The sequence below is a fragment of the Streptomyces sp. NBC_01716 genome (genome assembly GCF_036248275.1).
GTDB lineage: Bacteria > Actinomycetota > Actinomycetes > Streptomycetales > Streptomycetaceae > Streptomyces.
Window position 1 is genome coordinate 1,649,052 of record NZ_CP109181.1, and the last position, 15,336, is coordinate 1,664,387.

Consider the following 15,336-nt stretch of genomic DNA (forward strand, 5'->3'; position numbering starts at 1 on the left):
GCTAGCTCCCTCGGTATACGGAGTAGCCGAACGGGTTGAGCAGCAGCGGTACATGGAAGTGTTCGCCCGGAGTGACGGCGAAGGTGATCGCCACCTCCGGGAAGAACGCACCGCTGTCCCGTGGCGCGGGGGCGTCCTGCTGTGCCTCGGCTCGCTTCTGGCTGTGGAGGTACGCCTCGGTCTCGAAGTCGAGACGTACGTGGGTCGTTCCTTCCGGCAGCGCCGGCAGGTCTCTGCACCGCCCGTCCGCGTCGGTCGCCGACCGGCCCAGCACCACCCACGGCTCGCGGCTGCCGCCGCGGGCGGAGAGCGAGACGGCTACGGACGCGGCGGGGCGGCCGACACTGGTGTCCAGGATGTGCGTGGACACCGATGCGGTGGTCTGGGTGCTCAAGGGGTCACTCTCCTGCGTGTACGAGGCGGGTCAGCCGGATACGGTTGATCTTGCCCAGCTCGGTGCGGACGACGGCCCGCTCCTGCTCGGGCGTGTTGCCGATCCGTACGCGGACCGCGTCCCGCATCTGCTCACCGGTCCGGCCGGTGGCGCAGATCAGGAAGACGTGTCCGAACCTTTCCTGGTAGGCCAGGTTCAGTTCGAGCAGTTCCGCCTTGAGCGCGTCGGACGCCCCCGCCATGCCCCGCTGTTCGCGGGCCGAGGTCGGGTCGCCCGGCTTCGGACGGCCGATGGGCGGGTGCCCGGCCATCGCCTCCGCCAGATCGCCGGCGGTCAGGCCGGCCGTGGCGGTGTCACCGGCGCTCAGGAGAGCGTCTGCTGTGGCGTACGGACGGTGGGCGAGCAGCTCGCTCCCCCACGCCGTACTGGCGCACACCTCGTGCAGTGCGGCGCGTGCCGCGCTGTCGGAGGAGGTGTTGAACCGGGTGAGGCCCGGTGGCGGGTCGGTCGTCACGGGAGCCTCCGTGGCTGTGCTTGACGGGCTGCGGGACAGCTAACGCCCTCACGAACATCACGTCAACACTTTGTTGAATTTTTCAGCCCGCCCCCGACCGACTCCGACCGGCTCGGCCAGCTCGTCTCCGACCGGTTCAGCTCGTCTCCGACCGGTTGAGATAGTTGTAAACGGTGAACCGGCTGACTCCGAGAGCACCTGCGACGGTCTCCACCCCGTGCCGTACGGAGAACGCCCCGCGCGCCTCCAGCGAGCGCACCACGGACTGCTTGGTCCTGCGGTCGAGTTCCGACAGCGGCATGCCGTGCCGGCGCTCCAGCGCGACGAGGATGTGGTCGAGCGACTCGGAGAGCTGCGGCAGGCGTACGGCGACGACGGCCTCGCCCTCCCAGCTCAGGACGACGTCGTCGGGCCTGGCCAGGTCGGGCCGTACGGTCTCCGCACCCATGGCGTCGATGAGCGGCTTCACTGCGGCGAGGAGCGGATGGCCGGTGAGACCTGACTGCTCGGTCACTTCCCGTCCTCCGCGATCACGTTCACCTGGAGCGACACACGGGTGGCGCCGGCCTCCAGGGAGCGGCGGAGCAGGGTGTCGACGGCCGCGATGACTACGTCGGCGCCGCCCTCGGCGGTGTTGCCGAACGGCCCGACGTCCACGGAGTCCAAGTCGGCCCCCTGGATTACCTCACGGGCCACCACGGCGTGGCCGGGGGGTTCATCCAGGTCGAACGGCTCGGTCGTGAATTCCACTCTCAGTCGCACCGCGCCCCCTAGAAATCGCCGTCGCTCCGACCCGACCCTAACGGTCGCCCCGCCATGACGACTCGGCGCGCGACGTCTCCGCAGGTCAGCGTGTGGGACGTCCCAGGATGCCGCCACTTCCGCTTCAATTGTGGCGGAACACCGCGCCGGTCCCGCAGACTCGTCCGACCAGCCGCACCCGCTCTCAAGGAGACGACTCTGAGGAAGAACACATCGCGGTGGCTGCTGCCGGCCATCGTTTCCTTGCTGGCCGTGCCCTTGTCGAGCGGCTGCGCCATCAACAAAGGCACGGCACTCGCCGCGGATTTCGAGAAGGACTGGGCGGGCACGGCGGACGTGGTGAGAATCCACACCACCAAGAACAACACACTGCCCTTCGCCGGGTCGTCGACCGGGGTGCTGGTTCTGGCGGAGGGCACGTCGGCCGACCGCGTGTCCGAACGGGCCGACGAGCTGGGGGACTACGTCGCCCGGCACAAGAAGATCACCGGCCGGATCACTGCGGACGGCATCACGTTCACCGTCTTCGCGGACAAGGGACGCACCCGTGAAGTGCTGGCCCTCTGGCGGTCGTTGACGGTCGACGATCACGTGGTGAACGGCGACATCAACGACGCGTCCCGGAAGGCCACCAAACGCTGGCGGTCCGAGTTCACCGCGGCCGATGCCACCGGTGCGATGACGGTGTTCAAGGACATGGTCTCCGACGGAGGGCGGTACCGGCCGCTGTCGGGCGTGGCGTCCTTGAAGGTGAGCACGGGGCGAGATGTGCTGCCGGGGCTTTCCGTCGAGACCGGCTTCGACGGCAGCCTCCCGACCGAGGCGATCGCCGCGTACGAGGCGGTGACCGCTCGGCACGAGGTTGTCGGAGCGGGCCTTTACCCCGATCGTCTGTCCATCGTCGTGGCGGAGGGGGCGGACCTGGCCGATGCAGATGAAGTCGCCAGGAGCGCGGCGCCGGGTCTCGGTGCCGCCGTAGAGGTCAGGAGCAAGGGCGGTGGCTGATCGCCGACCGGACGGATCCATCCCGGGGCGCCCCTTCGTAGCGACCGTTGGGACACAGACACACGAGAAGGAGCCCATCGGGTGACCAGTACTCTGAAGCTGCGAGCGCGGCGGCGGCTGCGGACGACTCCCGGCGGGCAGTTCGACTGCGAGATCAGCTTCTCCGACGGACCGGGAACCGTCCAGACGGTCGCCTACGGGGAACGGGAACTGCCGCCGGGCGGCATACCCGCCTACCTCGCGGCCCGCAAGGACGGCGTCCGCTCCTTCGTCCTGTGGGCGGATGAGCACCGGCAGGCGCGGGTCGCCCGCGTCGTCACCCTCACCGCGGGCCGGCGGGCACAGTTCGAGGTGCTCGGCCCGCAGGGCGAATCACTCGGCAGGCTCACGCGCGACAAGGCGTTCAGCCGGGGCATCCGCACACGCTGGACGGTGAGCCGCCCCGGCGCCCCCGACGCCGTGGGATACAAGGGCCGGCTCTTCTGGTGGTGCGTGTGGTGGCTCTGCACTCCCATGCTGCCGTTCGCCTTCATCGCCGCGCTGTTCAACGGTGGCATCGGCGGCGACTTCCCACGAAGCCCCCGCCGCATCAAGTGGCGCGCCGGCGGACGGATACCGCTGGAGTTCAAGTCGTTCGGCGACACGGTGCGGGTGAACGCACCCGACCTGGACTGGCGGCTCGCAGCGGCCCTCGCGGCCCTGATCCCGTCGTTCGACGGCTGGATCGGGTACGCGTGGGACAGCAGGACGGACTGATCCGCGCGGACGATGTGCCCGTCACACGCGGTCCGGCAGTCCTCACCCGGCTCCCGCCGGAGACAGGCCGGACCGCCCCCGCGGGGGCGACTCCGCCGCCGCATCGATCTCCGGGTGACCGTGTTCACCCAGGACTCGCTCGGCCGCCTTGTCGAGCGTGGTCAGCACCCACTGCTCGAAATCGATGCCCGCCCGCGCCGCGGCCTCGTGCCACCACGTGACATGAGCGTGAGGGACGGCGAGCCGTTCCTTGGCCTCGGTCCGCTTCTCGCGTCCCGCCTCGCCTTCGCGCGAGGCGCGCAGGGCGGTGCGGAGCTGCTTGGTGGACCACTTCATCTGCTCAGCACGATCGAGCCACGCCTCCTGATCGTCGACAGGGAGCGAGGTCAATTCGGCGTGGTGCTGGAAACTCAGTGCCGCCCGCCGGCGGTTGAACTCGAATCGCCGTGAGACCCAGGCGTAGTTCCGGAGCGTCTGGTATCGCAGGCCCACGGCACGGATTCCTCGTTGATACCGGTCCGTGTAGTGGTCTTTCCCGTACACGAGCCAGTCGCCGAGCCACCATGAGGATGAATCCAGGATTCCGGACAATTGGCGCCCGGCGTGCTCCCAGTCTTCGAAGGTCATCCCGGCCGGTATGCGCAGACCGATCTTTGTGGTCAGCAGCCGGCCTCGGTCGGGCCCGTCGCCCATCGCCCTTCGCTCCCGTGGCATTGTCCGCGGGTTCGTACGGAGCGTTGCCGCCTCGGCGTTCCTGGGGTTCGTCATCTGATTCGTCACCACGCGAATGCGTTCATCAACGGCCCGCCCCGTTCACCGAAATCCGCTGTTTCCACCCGTACAACGGGCACGGTAGCCCGGCCCGGTCACGGAGTGTGCCGGTCGTTCGGCCCACAGCCGGGCGAATTCCTCGTCGCGGGTGGTGAATTCGGCGATGAGGCCGCTCAGCACCCGGCCCTCCGGATGCGCGGCCCACGCGGCGCGCAGATGCGCGATCCCTTCCCGTACGACGCGTTCGCGGTCGACGTAGAAGGCGGAGATCCGCGGATGCATCAGACACAGCCACATCGCATTGCGCCGGGACGGCGGCAGGGTGTCGAAATCCAGGAGCAGGCCGGCCATTTCGCCGTTCCGGGCCAGGATGTCGTAGCGGTGGTGGCGGTAGGCCCGTCGGCGTTACGCGACGGGGCCGGCGCGATCGAGCCGGGCTTCCCGCACAGCCTGCTCACCGGTGCCAGGGGCCCCTCGCTGACCCGCGGCGACATGGTGGTCGAACCCCGCCGCTGATACGGGCCGAAACGGGCCCGCCCCCTTGACAGCCCTCCCACACCCCAGGCAATCTTCCATTAAGCAGAAACTAACTTCCGCAATACGGAAGGAGCGCAGAACCCCTCATGGCCCCCTTCACGAACAGGCCCGGCTCGGAGCAGCGCTTCAATGTGAATCTTTCGATCCTCTTCACCGAACTCCCGCTGCTGGAGCGCCCCGCGGCAGCCGCGGCGGCGGGCTTCACCGCCGTGGAGCTGTGGTGGCCCTGGGTCGACACCCCCACTCCGCCGCAGGCCGAGCTGGACGCCCTGAAGTGGGCACTCGACGACGCGGGCACCCAGCTCGTGGGGCTGAACTTCTACGCCGGCCGGCTGCCCGGCCCCGACCGTGGCGCGCTCTCGCTGCCCGGCGACGAGTCGGACCGCTTCCGCGCGAACATCGACGTGGCGGCCGGCTTCGCCGCCTCGGTGGGCTGCAAGGCGCTCAACGCGCTGTACGGGAACCGGGTCGAGGGTGTCGGCCCCGCCGCGCAGGACGAACTCGCCCTGGAGAATCTGGTCCTCGCCGCCCGCGCGGCCGACCGGGTCGGGGCGATCCTGCTGGTCGAGGCGCTCAACAGGCCCGAGTCCCCACACTATCCGCTGGTCAGCGCCGAGGCCGCGGTCGGCGTCGTGGACCGGGTCAACGCCGCGACGGGTCTCGGCAACGCCGCGTTCCTCCTCGACATCTACCACCTGTCGATGAACGGTCTGGACGCCGAGGCGCTGGCCGCGGTCATCGACACGTACGCCGACAGGACCGGGCACGTACAGATCGCCGACAACCCCGGCCGCGGCGCGCCCGGCACCGGCACGCTGCCGCTCCAGGACCTGCTCGACCGGCTGCGCAAGGCCGGTTACGAGGGCTGGGTCGGGCTTGAGTACAAGCCCGGCGACCGCCCGAGCGCCGAATCCTTCGAGTGGCTGCCGGCCGACGCACGAGCCGTGCGCTGAGCCGGAGCCCGTACCCGGACACGACACATATATGTGAGAGAGGCACCCCCGATGAGCACTCTTCCCAAGGTGGCATGGATCGGCCTCGGCATCATGGGGTCCCCCATGGCCGAGAATCTGATCAAGGCCGGATACTCCGTGACCGGCTTCACGCTGGAGCAGGAGAAGCTGGACCGGCTGGCGGCCAACGGCGGCACGGTGGCGGCCTCGATCGCCGAGGCCGTCGACGGCGCGGATGTCGTCATCACGATGGTGCCCGCCTCTCCGCAGGTCGAGGCCGTCGCGTACGGCGAGGACGGCATCCTGGCCAACGCCGGGCAGGGCGCCCTGCTGATCGACATGTCGTCGATCACCCCGCAGACGTCGATCGATCTGGCCGAGGCCGGCCGGGAGAAGGGCATCCGGGTCCTCGACGCGCCGGTGTCCGGCGGCGAGGCGGGAGCGATCGAGGCGGTTCTCTCGATCATGGTCGGCGGTGAGCAGGCCGACTTCGACGAGGCCGGGCCGGTCTTCGAGGCACTGGGCCGGACCATCGTCCTGTGCGGTCCGCACGGCGCGGGCCAGACGGTGAAGGCGGCCAACCAGCTGATCGTCGCCGTCAACATCCAGGCGTGCGCCGAGGCCGTGGTCTTCCTGGAGAAGTCGGGCGTGGACCTGACCGCCGCACTCGACGTCCTGAACGGCGGTCTGGCCGGCTCGACCGTCCTGACCCGCAAGAAGGACAACTTCATCAACCGCGAGTTCGCGCCCGGCTTCCGGATCGATCTGCACCACAAGGACATGGGCATCGTCACCGACGCCGCCCGCAATGTCGGTGCCGCCCTTCCGGTCGGCGCGGTCGTCGCGCAGCTGGTCGCGTCGCTGCGCGCGCAGGGTGACGGCGGTCTCGACCACTCGGCGCTCCTGCGCGGCGTGGAGCGGCTCTCCGGAGAGCAGGTCTGACCGGCCCGGTCCGCCGGGTCCGACCGGTCCCACCGAACTCCGGGTTGTGGCGGCGCTGACACCTGTCCTGTCGCGCCCAGGCGCCGCCGCAGCCCGGGAACCACCAGCCCACGGCAACGGGGGCCAACAGCCGTCCCTCCCAACGGCCCTCGTGAGGGGTGGTCGCTGGGAGGGACATCCCAGGGACCGCGGCGGCGCGCGAGCCAGTGCGGTGGCAAGGGGAGCGCCTGTCACCTTCCTGACCAGGAGGAAGGCCGGCCGGCGCGCCCCGTCGCCGTCGCCGCGGTCCCACAGCCCCGTCCGGGGCTCCGTCAGGCGCCGTCCGGCGGTGCGAATGTCCTGTCGCGCCAGCCTCGCACCGTCGGACGGTCTCCAACTCCCGTGTTAGGCACGTAAGATGCCCGGCCGATTCGTCGGCCGGGCATCTTGTGCGGTACCGGCGGATCCGCACACTGAGAGGATGAGCCTCACCGTCCTCCTCGTCCCGCCGGTCGTGCTGCTGCTGATCGTGGGGCCGCTCATGCTCGCCAAGTACCAGAAGGCGGCCCGACGGCCCGGCGCGGGTGCCGCCGCCGGTGCCGCTGCCGGTGCCGGAGCTGTGGCGTCCGCCAGTTGGTGGGCCGACGGCCACGCGCACGGCGACGCCGGGGACGCGAGTGGTGGGGACAGCGGAGGCGGGGACGGCGGCGGTGGAGACGGTGGTGGGTGCGGCGGGTGCGGAGGCTGTGGCGGTTGCGGAGGCTGAGGTCGCACGTACGACAGCGGCCCCCCGCACCGGTGTTCCGGGCGAGGGGCCTGACGACACGTCACATGTCGTGTCAGACAAGCGGCTTGATCTCCGTCGGCGCGTGGCCGGGCTCGGTCGCGAGCTCCTCCCACTCGTTCACGCTGTCGATCCGCACACCCATCGAGATGTTCGTGATCCGCTCCAGGACCGCCTCGACCACTACCGGCACACGGTGCTCCACCGCGAGCTTCTTGGCCTCCTCGAAGGCCGGCAGCAGCTGGTCGGGCTCGGTGACCCGGATCGCCTTGCAGCCCAGACCCTCGACGACCTTGACATGGTCGACCCCGTAGACGCCCAGCTCCGGTGAGTTGATGTTCTCGAACTCCAGGTTGACCTGGAAGTTGATGTCGAGATTGCGCTGCGCCTGCCGGATCAGCCCCAAGTAGGCGTTGTTCACCAGCACATGGACGTACGGGATCTTGTGCTGCGCGCCGACGGCCAGCTCTTCGAGCATGAACTGGAAGTCGTAGTCGCCCGAGAGCGCGACGACCGTCGTGTCCGGGTCGGCCTTCGCGACACCGAGCGCGGCCGGGATCGTCCAGCCGAGCGGTCCCGCCTGGCCGCAGTTGATCCAGTGGCGCGGCTTGTAGACGTGCAGCATCTGCGCGCCGGCGATCTGCGAGAGCCCGATGGTGGTGACGTAACGGGTGTCCGTACCGAAGGCGCGGTTCATCTCCTCGTACACGCGCTGCGGCTTCAGCGGCACGTTGTCGAAGTGCGTCCTGCGGTGCAGGCTGCCCTTGCGCTCCAGCACCGACCCGATCCACTCCGTACGGTCGGGCAGCCGGCCATCCGCCTTCAGCTCCTTCGCCACCTCCACGAAGAGCTCCAGCGCGTCCCTGGCGTCCGAGGCGATCCCGTAGTCCGGCGCGAAGATCTTGCCGATCTGGGTCGGCTCGATGTCGACGTGGACGAAGGTGCGGCCCTCCGTGTAGACGTCGAGCGCGCCGGTGTGGCGGTTGGCCCAGCGGTTGCCGATGCCGAGGACGAAGTCCGAGGCGAGGAAGGTCTCGTTGCCGTAGCGGTGCGAGGTCTGGATGCCGACCATGCCCGCGTTGAGGTCGTGGTCGTCGGGGATGGTGCCCCAGCCCATCAGGGTCGGCACGACCGGCGTGCCGGTCAGCTCGGCGAACTCCACCAGCAGGTCGGACGCGTCGGCGTTGATGACACCGCCGCCGGCGACGATCAGCGGGCGCTCGGACCCGGTGAGCAGCGTCAGTGCCTTCGCGATCTGCGCGCGGGTCGCGGACGGTTTGTAGACCGGCAGCGGCTCGTACGTCTCGATGTCGAACTCGATCTCGGTGAGCTGCACATCGATCGGCAGATCGATGAGGACGGGTCCCGGCCGGCCCGAGCGCATCAGATGGAACGCCTGCTGGAACACACCGGGGACCTGCGCGGCCTCCAGGACGGTGGTGGCCGCCTTGGTGACCGGCCGGGCGATCGACGCGATGTCGACGGCCTGGAAGTCCTCCTTGTGGATCACCGCGGTCGGGGCCTGTCCGGTGATGCACAGGATCGGGATGGAGTCACCGATCGCGGAGTACAGGCCGGTGATCATGTCGGTGCCGGCCGGACCCGAAGTGCCCACGCAGACACCGATGTTGCCAGGTTTCGTACGGGTGTAGCCCTCGGCCATGTGCGATGCGCCCTCCACATGGCGGGCGAGCGTGTGGTCGATGCCACCCGCCTGTTCGAGGGCCTTGTAGAAGGGGTTGATCGCCGCGCCCGGCACACCGAACGCGTCGGTGACGCCTTCGCGCTTGAGGATCTCAACTGCCGCTCTGGCAGCGGTCATACGAGGCATGGAGTGCTCCTGCTTCGGCCTGGTGGACTCGGGCTCTGTCGCGCCACCTGAGAGCGTCGATTCCGTTGATTCCTTCTCTTCCGGTCCCTTCCAGTCTCTTCCGGGATGCGGAAACTGTGTTCTACTATGTGGAATCAAATCTAAAGTGCCTTCCCAGCGGCGTCAAGGGAAGGCGGAAGCCCCTCCCCAACGGCCGTCCGTTGATGGACGATGGGCGGCGGAAGAGGGGGTACCGAAGGTGGCAAAGACCGTTCCTGTCCGCTGTCCCGACTGCGGGCTCGGTCATCAGTTCACGGCGCCGGCCTATCCGTGCCCCTGTGGATCGACCGTCTCGGCGCCCCTGGTCGCGGGTTCGCCCGCCACCCGCGTCGTGCGCCGCACCTGGGACGACGAGTGGGTGACCGTCAGCTGCTCCGCGTGCGGACGGCAGGACCAGTGGCCGCGGCCGGAGCTGGGCTGCCAGTGCGGGACCATACTGCGGGTGCCGGTCAGGCCGGTGACGGCGGGCACGACGTACGACGCCCGGCGCGACGCCGCGCTGTATCTGCTCGCGATCGGCTTCCGGAACGTCGTACGGGCCCAGGCGCCGCCGGAGGCCGGTATCGATCTGCGCGGTCCCGGGCTCGTCGCCCAGGTCGACTCGGGCCCGTCTCCCGCCGATCCGCGCGCCGTCGAATGCCTGTGGCTCAACGCGCTGCACGAGTCGGCGGTGAGCGCGTTCTTCTCCCTGGCCGGTTACACGGACGAGGCGCGCGAGCGCGCCGACGCCCTCGGGGTGCCCCTCTTCGTCCTGGACCCGGCGGGCACCCCGCGACCGGTCAACGGGCCCGCTGCCGACCTGGATCGCTCACACGCCTGACCGGAACACCACAACCGCGCACGTGGTCGCGCGGGCATACTTTCTCCATGCGAATCCGCCCCGCGGTCCCCGCCGACCTCCCGCTTCTCCAGGACATCGAGAGGGCCGCCGGTGAACCTTTCCGCGCCGTCGGCATGGCGGAGATCGCCGACGACGACCCCCCGGGCATCGATCTCCTCGACCGCTATCTGCGCGCGGGCCACGCGTGGGTGACCGAGGACGCCGCGGGCCGCCCGGTCGCGTATCTGATCTACGACGAGGTCGACGGCGCCGCCCATATCGAGCAGGTCTCCGTCCACCCCACGGCGTCGCGGCACGGCGTGGGCCGCGCGCTCATCGAGCATCTCGCCGTACGGGCACGGTCCGCCGGGCTGGCGGGACTCACCCTCACCACCTTCGCGGACGTGCCGTGGAACGCGCCGTACTACACCCGGCTCGGCTTCCGCACCCTCGCGGAGAGCGAACTCACCGACGGGCTGCGGGAGATCAGGCGCGCCGAGGCCGCGCACGGGCTCGACCACTGGCCCCGCGTGTGCATGCGCCGCACCACGACGCCGAGTTGAGTGACCGGACGCGCTCCGGGCCCCTCAACGCAGGTCGCTCTCCTCGTACTCGGCGCCCGAGCCCTCGGCCGTCCGCTCGCGCAGTTCGATACGGCGGATCTTGCCCGAGACCGTCTTGGGCAGCTCGGCGAACTCGATGAGGCGCACCCGCTTGTACGGGGAGAGAACCGCGCGCGAGTGCGCGAAGAGCAGCTTCGCCGTGTCCGGGCCAGGCTCCCAGCCGTGCGCCAGGACGATGTACGCCTTCGGCACGTTGAGCCGCAGCGGATCCGGCGCCGGTACGACGGCGGCCTCGGCCACCGCCTCGTGCTCCAGCAGCGCGCTCTCCAGCTCGAACGGCGAGATCTTGTAGTCCGACGCCTTGAACACGTCGTCGCCGCGGCCGATGTACGTGATGTAGCCGTCGGCGTCGCGCGAGCCGATGTCGCCGGTGCGGTAGAAACCGTCCGCCATGGCCTCGGCCGTACGCTCCGGGTCGCCGTGGTAGCCGGTCATCAGACCGACCGGGGAGTGGGCGAGGACCAGCGAGATCTCGCCCTCGGTGGCGCCGGGCGCGCCGGTGACCGGGTCGAGCAGCTCCACCGCATAGCCGGGGGTCGGCCGGCCCATCGAACCGGCCTTGAGCAGCTGCCCCGGTGAGTTGGCGACCTGGACGGCCGTCTCGGTCTGGCCGAAGCCGTCCCTGATCGTCGCGCCCCACTCCCTGCGGACGGTCTCGATGACCTCGGGGTTGAGCGGTTCACCGGCGGCGACGACCTCGCGGGGGCGGTTGCGCAGCTGGGTGAGGTCGGCCTGGATGAGCATCCGCCACACGGTGGGCGGGGCACAGAAGCTGGTCACGCCCGCGCGGTCCATCTCGGCCATCAGCCGGCCGGCGTCGAAGCGCGTGTAGTTGTGGATGAAGACGGTCGCCTCGGCGTTCCACGGCGCGAAGAGATTGGACCAGGCGTGCTTGGCCCAGCCGGGTGAGGAGATGTTCAGATGCACGTCGCCGGGCCTGAGCCCGATCCAGTACATCGTGGCGAGATGGCCGATCGGGTACGAGACATGGGTGTGCTCGACGAGCTTGGGGTGGGCGGTGGTGCCGGAGGTGAAGTAGAGCATCAGGGTGTCGTCCGCCCGGGTGACCCCGTCGGGCTCGAAGTCCACGGACTCGCCGTGGGACGCCTCGTAGGACCGCCAGCCGCCGTCGGAGGCACGGCCGGTCCCGCCGTCCGGGTCCCCGGCGCCGGCATCGGGGCCTTCGGCGCCGACCACGATCCGGGTGTACTCCCCCGGCACCTCCGCGAACTTCCCGGTGTCACCCGCCCGGACGATCACATGCCGTACCCGCCCGCGCTCGATCCGGTCCCGCAGGTCCAGGGGGCCGAGCAGCGGGGTCGCCGGGATGACGACGGCGCGGAGCTTCATCGCGGCCAGCGCCGTCTCCCACAGCTCCGTCTGATTGCCGAGCATGACGAGGATCCGGTCCCCGGCCGCCACGCCCTGGGCGCGCAGCCAGTTGGCCACCTGGCCGGAGCGGGTGGCCATCGCCGCGAAGGAGGTGACGCGCTCGGTGCCGTCCTCCTCGACGATGTGCAGCGCGGGCCGGTCGTTGTCCTCGGCGATGACGTCGAACCAGTCGAGCGCCCAGTTGAAATGCTCGGGCCGGGGCCAGACGAAGCCTTCGTACGCCGCCGTGTAGTCCTCCCGGTGCCGCAGCAGGAAGTCCCTGGCGGCGCGGAACTGCCCGGTCGCATCGACTGTCGTCATGTGCCCTCCTCATCACGCGCCCGTTCACCGACATCCTGTAACGGGCGATGCGCGTCTCACCACCCCCCTACGGGGGTGAACCGATCGTGTCACCCGTAGGGGCTGCCGCCGTGAGAAAGCCGCCGCCGTAAGAGAGCCGTCAAATAACCGGCCCCGCCGGTCAACGCCGCGTCATGAGATGTCCGGTCCGCCCCGGGCCGGGCATAGCTTCCAGGTGTCAGACAGCGACGACTCCCCTGGGGAGGACACCATGGAGAGCACCACTCACGAAGACGCGGACCCCGAAGAACGCAAGCCGGCGGGGCCGCTGTACATACCTGTACGGCTCGGCTCCGCCGGGGGTCACCATCTGCGCTTCATGCGCACACCGCTCGGCGCGCGTACCGCCGTCGGCTTCACCAGCGCGCGGCGGCTGACCGCCGCGCTCGGCCCGCGACAGCCGTACATCCGCCTCGCGGAAACGTGCCTGCGGACGCTCTCGGAACCGCTCGGCGTCGTCCTCGTGACCATCGACCCGCAGCTCGCCGCCGCGCCCGTCGACCGGCGGACGCCCGCGCCCGGCCACGCGCCGGCCCGCACGACGGTGCGGCCGTGTCTGCGCCACACCGGCGGGGTGCCGCTGGCGGTGGGCGCGTGAGAACCGAACCGCGGCTCGTCGTCAACGAGCTGAGCTCCCCGTCCGTCTGGCCCGCGTCGGCCGTGTCGGCTCCCGGCGGCGACCTCTGTGTCGCCGGTGTCTCCCTTCTGGAGCTGGCCGAGCGTTACGGCACTCCCGCCTACGTGCTCGACGAGGGCGAGGTACGGTCCCGGGCCCGCGCCTGGCTGCGCGCGCTGCCCGAGGCGGAGATCGTCTACGCGGCGAAGGCGTTCCTGTGCCGCGCCGTCGTGGACTGGATGGAGCAGGAGGGCCTGGGCCTCGACGTCTGCTCGGCGGGCGAGCTGGAGCTGGCGGCCACCCGCGGCTTCCCCACCGAGCGGATCGTGCTGCACGGCAACGCCAAGTCGCCGGAGGACCTGCGGACGGCGCTGCGGCTCGGGGTCGGCAGGATCGTCATCGACGCGGACTGCGAGATAGCGAGGCTCGCCGCGCGGGTGCCGCCGCACGACACGCAGCGGGTGATGATCCGCGTACTGCCGGGGATCGGGGCCGGCGCCCACCCGAAGATCCGTACGGGGACCGAGGGCCAGAAGTTCGGTCTTTCGATCGCGAACGGGGACGCGGCGGACGCCGTGGCCCGGATCATGGGCCAGCCGCAGCTCGAACTGGTCGGTCTGCACTGCCACTTGGGCTCGCAGATCGTCTCGCCGGAGCCGTACGAGCGGGCGGCACGGGCGCTGGTCTCGTTCCTCGTACGCGTACGGGACCGGTTCGGTGTCGTACTGCCCGAGCTGGATCTGGGCGGCGGCTTCGCCGCGGCGTATCTGCCGGGCGACGAGGCTCCGGCGCCCGCCGTGTACGGACGGCGGATCAGGCGGGCGCTGATCGGCGCCTGCGCCGGGGCGGGCCTGCCGATCCCGCGGCTGACGCTGGAGCCTGGCCGCTCGATCATGGCGCCGGCCGGGATCGCGCTGTACCGGGTGCTCGCCGTGAAGCGGACGGGCGGCCGGGTCTTCGTGGCGGTGGACGGCGGCATGAGCGACAACCCGCGCCCCGCGCTGTACGGCGCCCTCTACACCGTCCGCCGGGTCGGGCGCGCCTCGACGGCGCCGATGCGGGCGGCCACGGTCGTCGGCCGGCACTGCGAGGCGGGGGACGTGCTCGCGGACGGGGTGGAGCTGCCGGACGACATCCGGCCCGGCGACGTGCTCGCGGTGCCCGCGTCGGGGGCGTACCAGGTGTCGATGGCGTCGGGCTACAACATGACCGGCCGCCCGCCGGTGGTGGCGGTCGCCGACGGACGCTCGCGGCTGCTGGTGCGCCGCGAGACGCTCGACGACCAGCGCCGCCGCGACGTCGGCCTCTGAGCCCTAGGGCGTTTGGATCTTGCCGGTGGCCGGGCGGGCGCGCCTTCCGCCCGGCCCGGCCCACCCCGTGTCAGACCGCCGCGGTGACCGTGAACAGCGCGCCGTCCGGGTCGCGGAGTGTGGCCTCCTCGACCTCCGACGACGCGTCCGACCGCACCACGAGAGAGCCGCCCGATGCCAGCGCGGCGTCAACGGCCGCCGGCACGTCCTTCACGTTGAAGTGCACGTGCCAGCGCGGCCGGATCTGCGGATCGGGGGACGCCTGGACCGCGCCGCCCCTGATCCGCGCGAGCGGCTCGTCGCCGTCGAGGAGCACCGCCTCGTCCTTCTCGTGCGCCAGGCGCAGTTTGCCCACGCCCTCCGGCTCCCAGCCGAGCGTGAGCGAGTAGAAGCGCCCTGCCGCCGCGGCGTCCCTGGTGCACAGCTCCAGCGAGGCCGAGCCGCTGCCGCGCCCCATCGACCAGTCGGTGCGCACGGAGCCTTCCCAGATACCGAAGACCGCGCCGTCCGGGTCGACCGCGAGCGCGGCGCGCCCGGTGTGGAAGGCCAGCGGACCGACGCCGACCGTGCCGCCGCGCTCCCTGATCCGGGCCGCCGCCTCGTCGACGTTCGTGACGTCGAAGTACGGGGTCCAGGAGACGGCCACCTGGAGCGAGGAGGCGAGTGCCCCGATGCCGCCGACGGGCACGCCGTCGATGAGCGCCACGGAGAAGTCGTCACCGAGCCCCGCGCGCCGGTAGGTCCAGCCGAGGACCCGGCCGTAGAAGTCCTGGGCGCCCGGCAGTTCGCGTGCCAGCAGGCTCACCCAGATAGGCGCTCCGGCGACTCCCTGTGCTTTCGGCATCCCGCTCCGTTCCATTGAAATCACTGCCCTCCCGTGCGGCGCATCGGAAGGCTGGTGCCCTTACGTACACGACAGACACCTTTGAATGTATTTGAAGGAAATGCCGAGCGGCACCCAGCGGGCGT

The 15,336-nt window shown here is 70.6% G+C and carries 19 protein-coding genes; 10 read left to right on the top strand and 9 right to left on the bottom strand.

Annotation, left to right across the window (positions count from 1 at the left end):
* Position 1 precedes the first annotated feature (1 nt).
* The 4 genes from uraH to OIE74_RS07090 form a co-directional block, all read right to left on the bottom strand.
* Positions 2-394 (bottom strand): hydroxyisourate hydrolase, encoded by a 393-nt coding sequence (uraH, locus tag OIE74_RS07075; protein ID WP_329379537.1) that lies wholly within the window; start codon positions 392-394, stop codon positions 2-4.
* A 4-nt stretch (positions 395-398) separates the two neighbouring features.
* Positions 399-908, bottom strand: a complete 510-nt coding sequence (gene uraD, locus OIE74_RS07080; RefSeq protein WP_329379540.1) for a 2-oxo-4-hydroxy-4-carboxy-5-ureidoimidazoline decarboxylase — start codon at positions 906-908, stop codon at positions 399-401.
* A gap of 136 nt (positions 909-1,044) precedes the next feature.
* Entirely contained in the window at positions 1,045-1,356 is a 312-nt protein-coding gene (locus OIE74_RS07085) for a helix-turn-helix domain-containing protein (protein ID WP_329392201.1), read from the bottom strand.
* 62 nt (positions 1,357-1,418) lie between these two features.
* Positions 1,419-1,670, bottom strand: coding sequence for a hypothetical protein (locus OIE74_RS07090; RefSeq protein WP_329379543.1), 252 nt, complete (start codon positions 1,668-1,670; stop codon positions 1,419-1,421).
* A 252-nt stretch (positions 1,671-1,922) separates the two neighbouring features.
* Between OIE74_RS07090 and OIE74_RS07095 the strand changes: the two genes are divergently transcribed.
* Together OIE74_RS07095 and OIE74_RS07100 are read left to right on the top strand one after the other, a co-directional pair.
* Complete coding sequence (locus OIE74_RS07095; protein ID WP_329379546.1) at positions 1,923-2,675, top strand: hypothetical protein; 753 nt, start codon at positions 1,923-1,925, stop codon at positions 2,673-2,675.
* 81 nt (positions 2,676-2,756) lie between these two features.
* Positions 2,757-3,431, top strand: a complete 675-nt coding sequence (locus OIE74_RS07100) for a hypothetical protein (RefSeq protein WP_329379548.1) — start codon at positions 2,757-2,759, stop codon at positions 3,429-3,431.
* 42 nt (positions 3,432-3,473) lie between these two features.
* Here the strand turns inward: OIE74_RS07100 and OIE74_RS07105 are convergent, their stop codons facing one another.
* Positions 3,474-4,199, bottom strand: coding sequence for an LmbU family transcriptional regulator (locus OIE74_RS07105; protein ID WP_329379551.1), 726 nt, complete (start codon positions 4,197-4,199; stop codon positions 3,474-3,476).
* Between the two features lie 45 nt (positions 4,200-4,244).
* Positions 4,245-4,553, bottom strand: coding sequence for an MmyB family transcriptional regulator (locus OIE74_RS07110; protein WP_329379553.1), 309 nt, complete (start codon positions 4,551-4,553; stop codon positions 4,245-4,247).
* A gap of 30 nt (positions 4,554-4,583) precedes the next feature.
* Here OIE74_RS07110 and OIE74_RS07115 point away from each other — a divergent pair, with 30 nt between their 5' ends.
* The 4 genes from OIE74_RS07115 (at position 4,584) to OIE74_RS07130 (ending at position 7,379) form a co-directional block, all read left to right on the top strand.
* A complete protein-coding gene (locus tag OIE74_RS07115) occupies positions 4,584-4,718 on the top strand; it encodes a hypothetical protein (RefSeq protein ID WP_329379557.1) in 135 nt (44 codons plus the stop codon).
* Positions 4,719-4,825: 107 nt separating this feature from the next.
* Positions 4,826-5,692 carry a TIM barrel protein gene (locus tag OIE74_RS07120; protein WP_329379559.1) on the top strand — a complete coding sequence of 289 codons (867 nt, stop codon included), beginning with the start codon at positions 4,826-4,828 and terminating at the stop codon, positions 5,690-5,692.
* Positions 5,693-5,743: 51 nt separating this feature from the next.
* Positions 5,744-6,634, top strand: a complete 891-nt coding sequence (locus OIE74_RS07125; protein WP_329379561.1) for a 2-hydroxy-3-oxopropionate reductase — start codon at positions 5,744-5,746, stop codon at positions 6,632-6,634.
* Between the two features lie 460 nt (positions 6,635-7,094).
* Positions 7,095-7,379: a hypothetical protein gene (locus tag OIE74_RS07130; protein WP_329379563.1), complete on the top strand. Its 285-nt coding sequence runs from the start codon at positions 7,095-7,097 to the stop codon at positions 7,377-7,379.
* Between the two features lie 73 nt (positions 7,380-7,452).
* On the opposite strand, the gene gcl is transcribed toward OIE74_RS07130, so the two are convergent.
* Positions 7,453-9,228, bottom strand: a complete 1,776-nt coding sequence (gcl, locus tag OIE74_RS07135) for a glyoxylate carboligase (protein ID WP_329379564.1) — start codon at positions 9,226-9,228, stop codon at positions 7,453-7,455.
* Between the two features lie 238 nt (positions 9,229-9,466).
* Here gcl and OIE74_RS07140 point away from each other — a divergent pair, with 238 nt between their 5' ends.
* On the top strand, positions 9,467-10,087 hold the full coding sequence (locus OIE74_RS07140) for a hypothetical protein (protein ID WP_329379567.1): 621 nt from the start codon (positions 9,467-9,469) through the stop codon (positions 10,085-10,087).
* A gap of 47 nt (positions 10,088-10,134) precedes the next feature.
* Entirely contained in the window at positions 10,135-10,650 is a 516-nt protein-coding gene (locus tag OIE74_RS07145) for a GNAT family N-acetyltransferase (RefSeq protein WP_329379570.1), read from the top strand.
* Between the two features lie 24 nt (positions 10,651-10,674).
* Here the strand turns inward: OIE74_RS07145 and OIE74_RS07150 are convergent, their stop codons facing one another.
* On the bottom strand, positions 10,675-12,402 hold the full coding sequence (locus OIE74_RS07150; RefSeq protein WP_329379573.1) for an AMP-binding protein: 1,728 nt from the start codon (positions 12,400-12,402) through the stop codon (positions 10,675-10,677).
* Between the two features lie 250 nt (positions 12,403-12,652).
* On the opposite strand from OIE74_RS07150, the gene OIE74_RS07155 reads away from it, so the two are divergent.
* Both OIE74_RS07155 and lysA read left to right on the top strand, forming a co-directional pair.
* The gene (locus OIE74_RS07155) at positions 12,653-13,039 is read left to right on the top strand and encodes an SAV_915 family protein (protein ID WP_329379575.1); all 387 of its coding nucleotides are present in this window, start codon (positions 12,653-12,655) and stop codon (positions 13,037-13,039) included.
* Positions 13,036-14,367, top strand: a complete 1,332-nt coding sequence (gene lysA / locus OIE74_RS07160; protein WP_329379578.1) for a diaminopimelate decarboxylase — start codon at positions 13,036-13,038, stop codon at positions 14,365-14,367. Before OIE74_RS07155 ends, lysA begins: the two co-directional genes overlap by 4 nt.
* 70 nt (positions 14,368-14,437) lie before the next feature.
* Here the strand turns inward: lysA and OIE74_RS07165 are convergent, their stop codons facing one another.
* Positions 14,438-15,211 (bottom strand): VOC family protein, encoded by a 774-nt coding sequence (locus OIE74_RS07165; RefSeq protein ID WP_329379582.1) that lies wholly within the window; start codon positions 15,209-15,211, stop codon positions 14,438-14,440.
* Positions 15,212-15,336 lie beyond the last annotated feature (125 nt).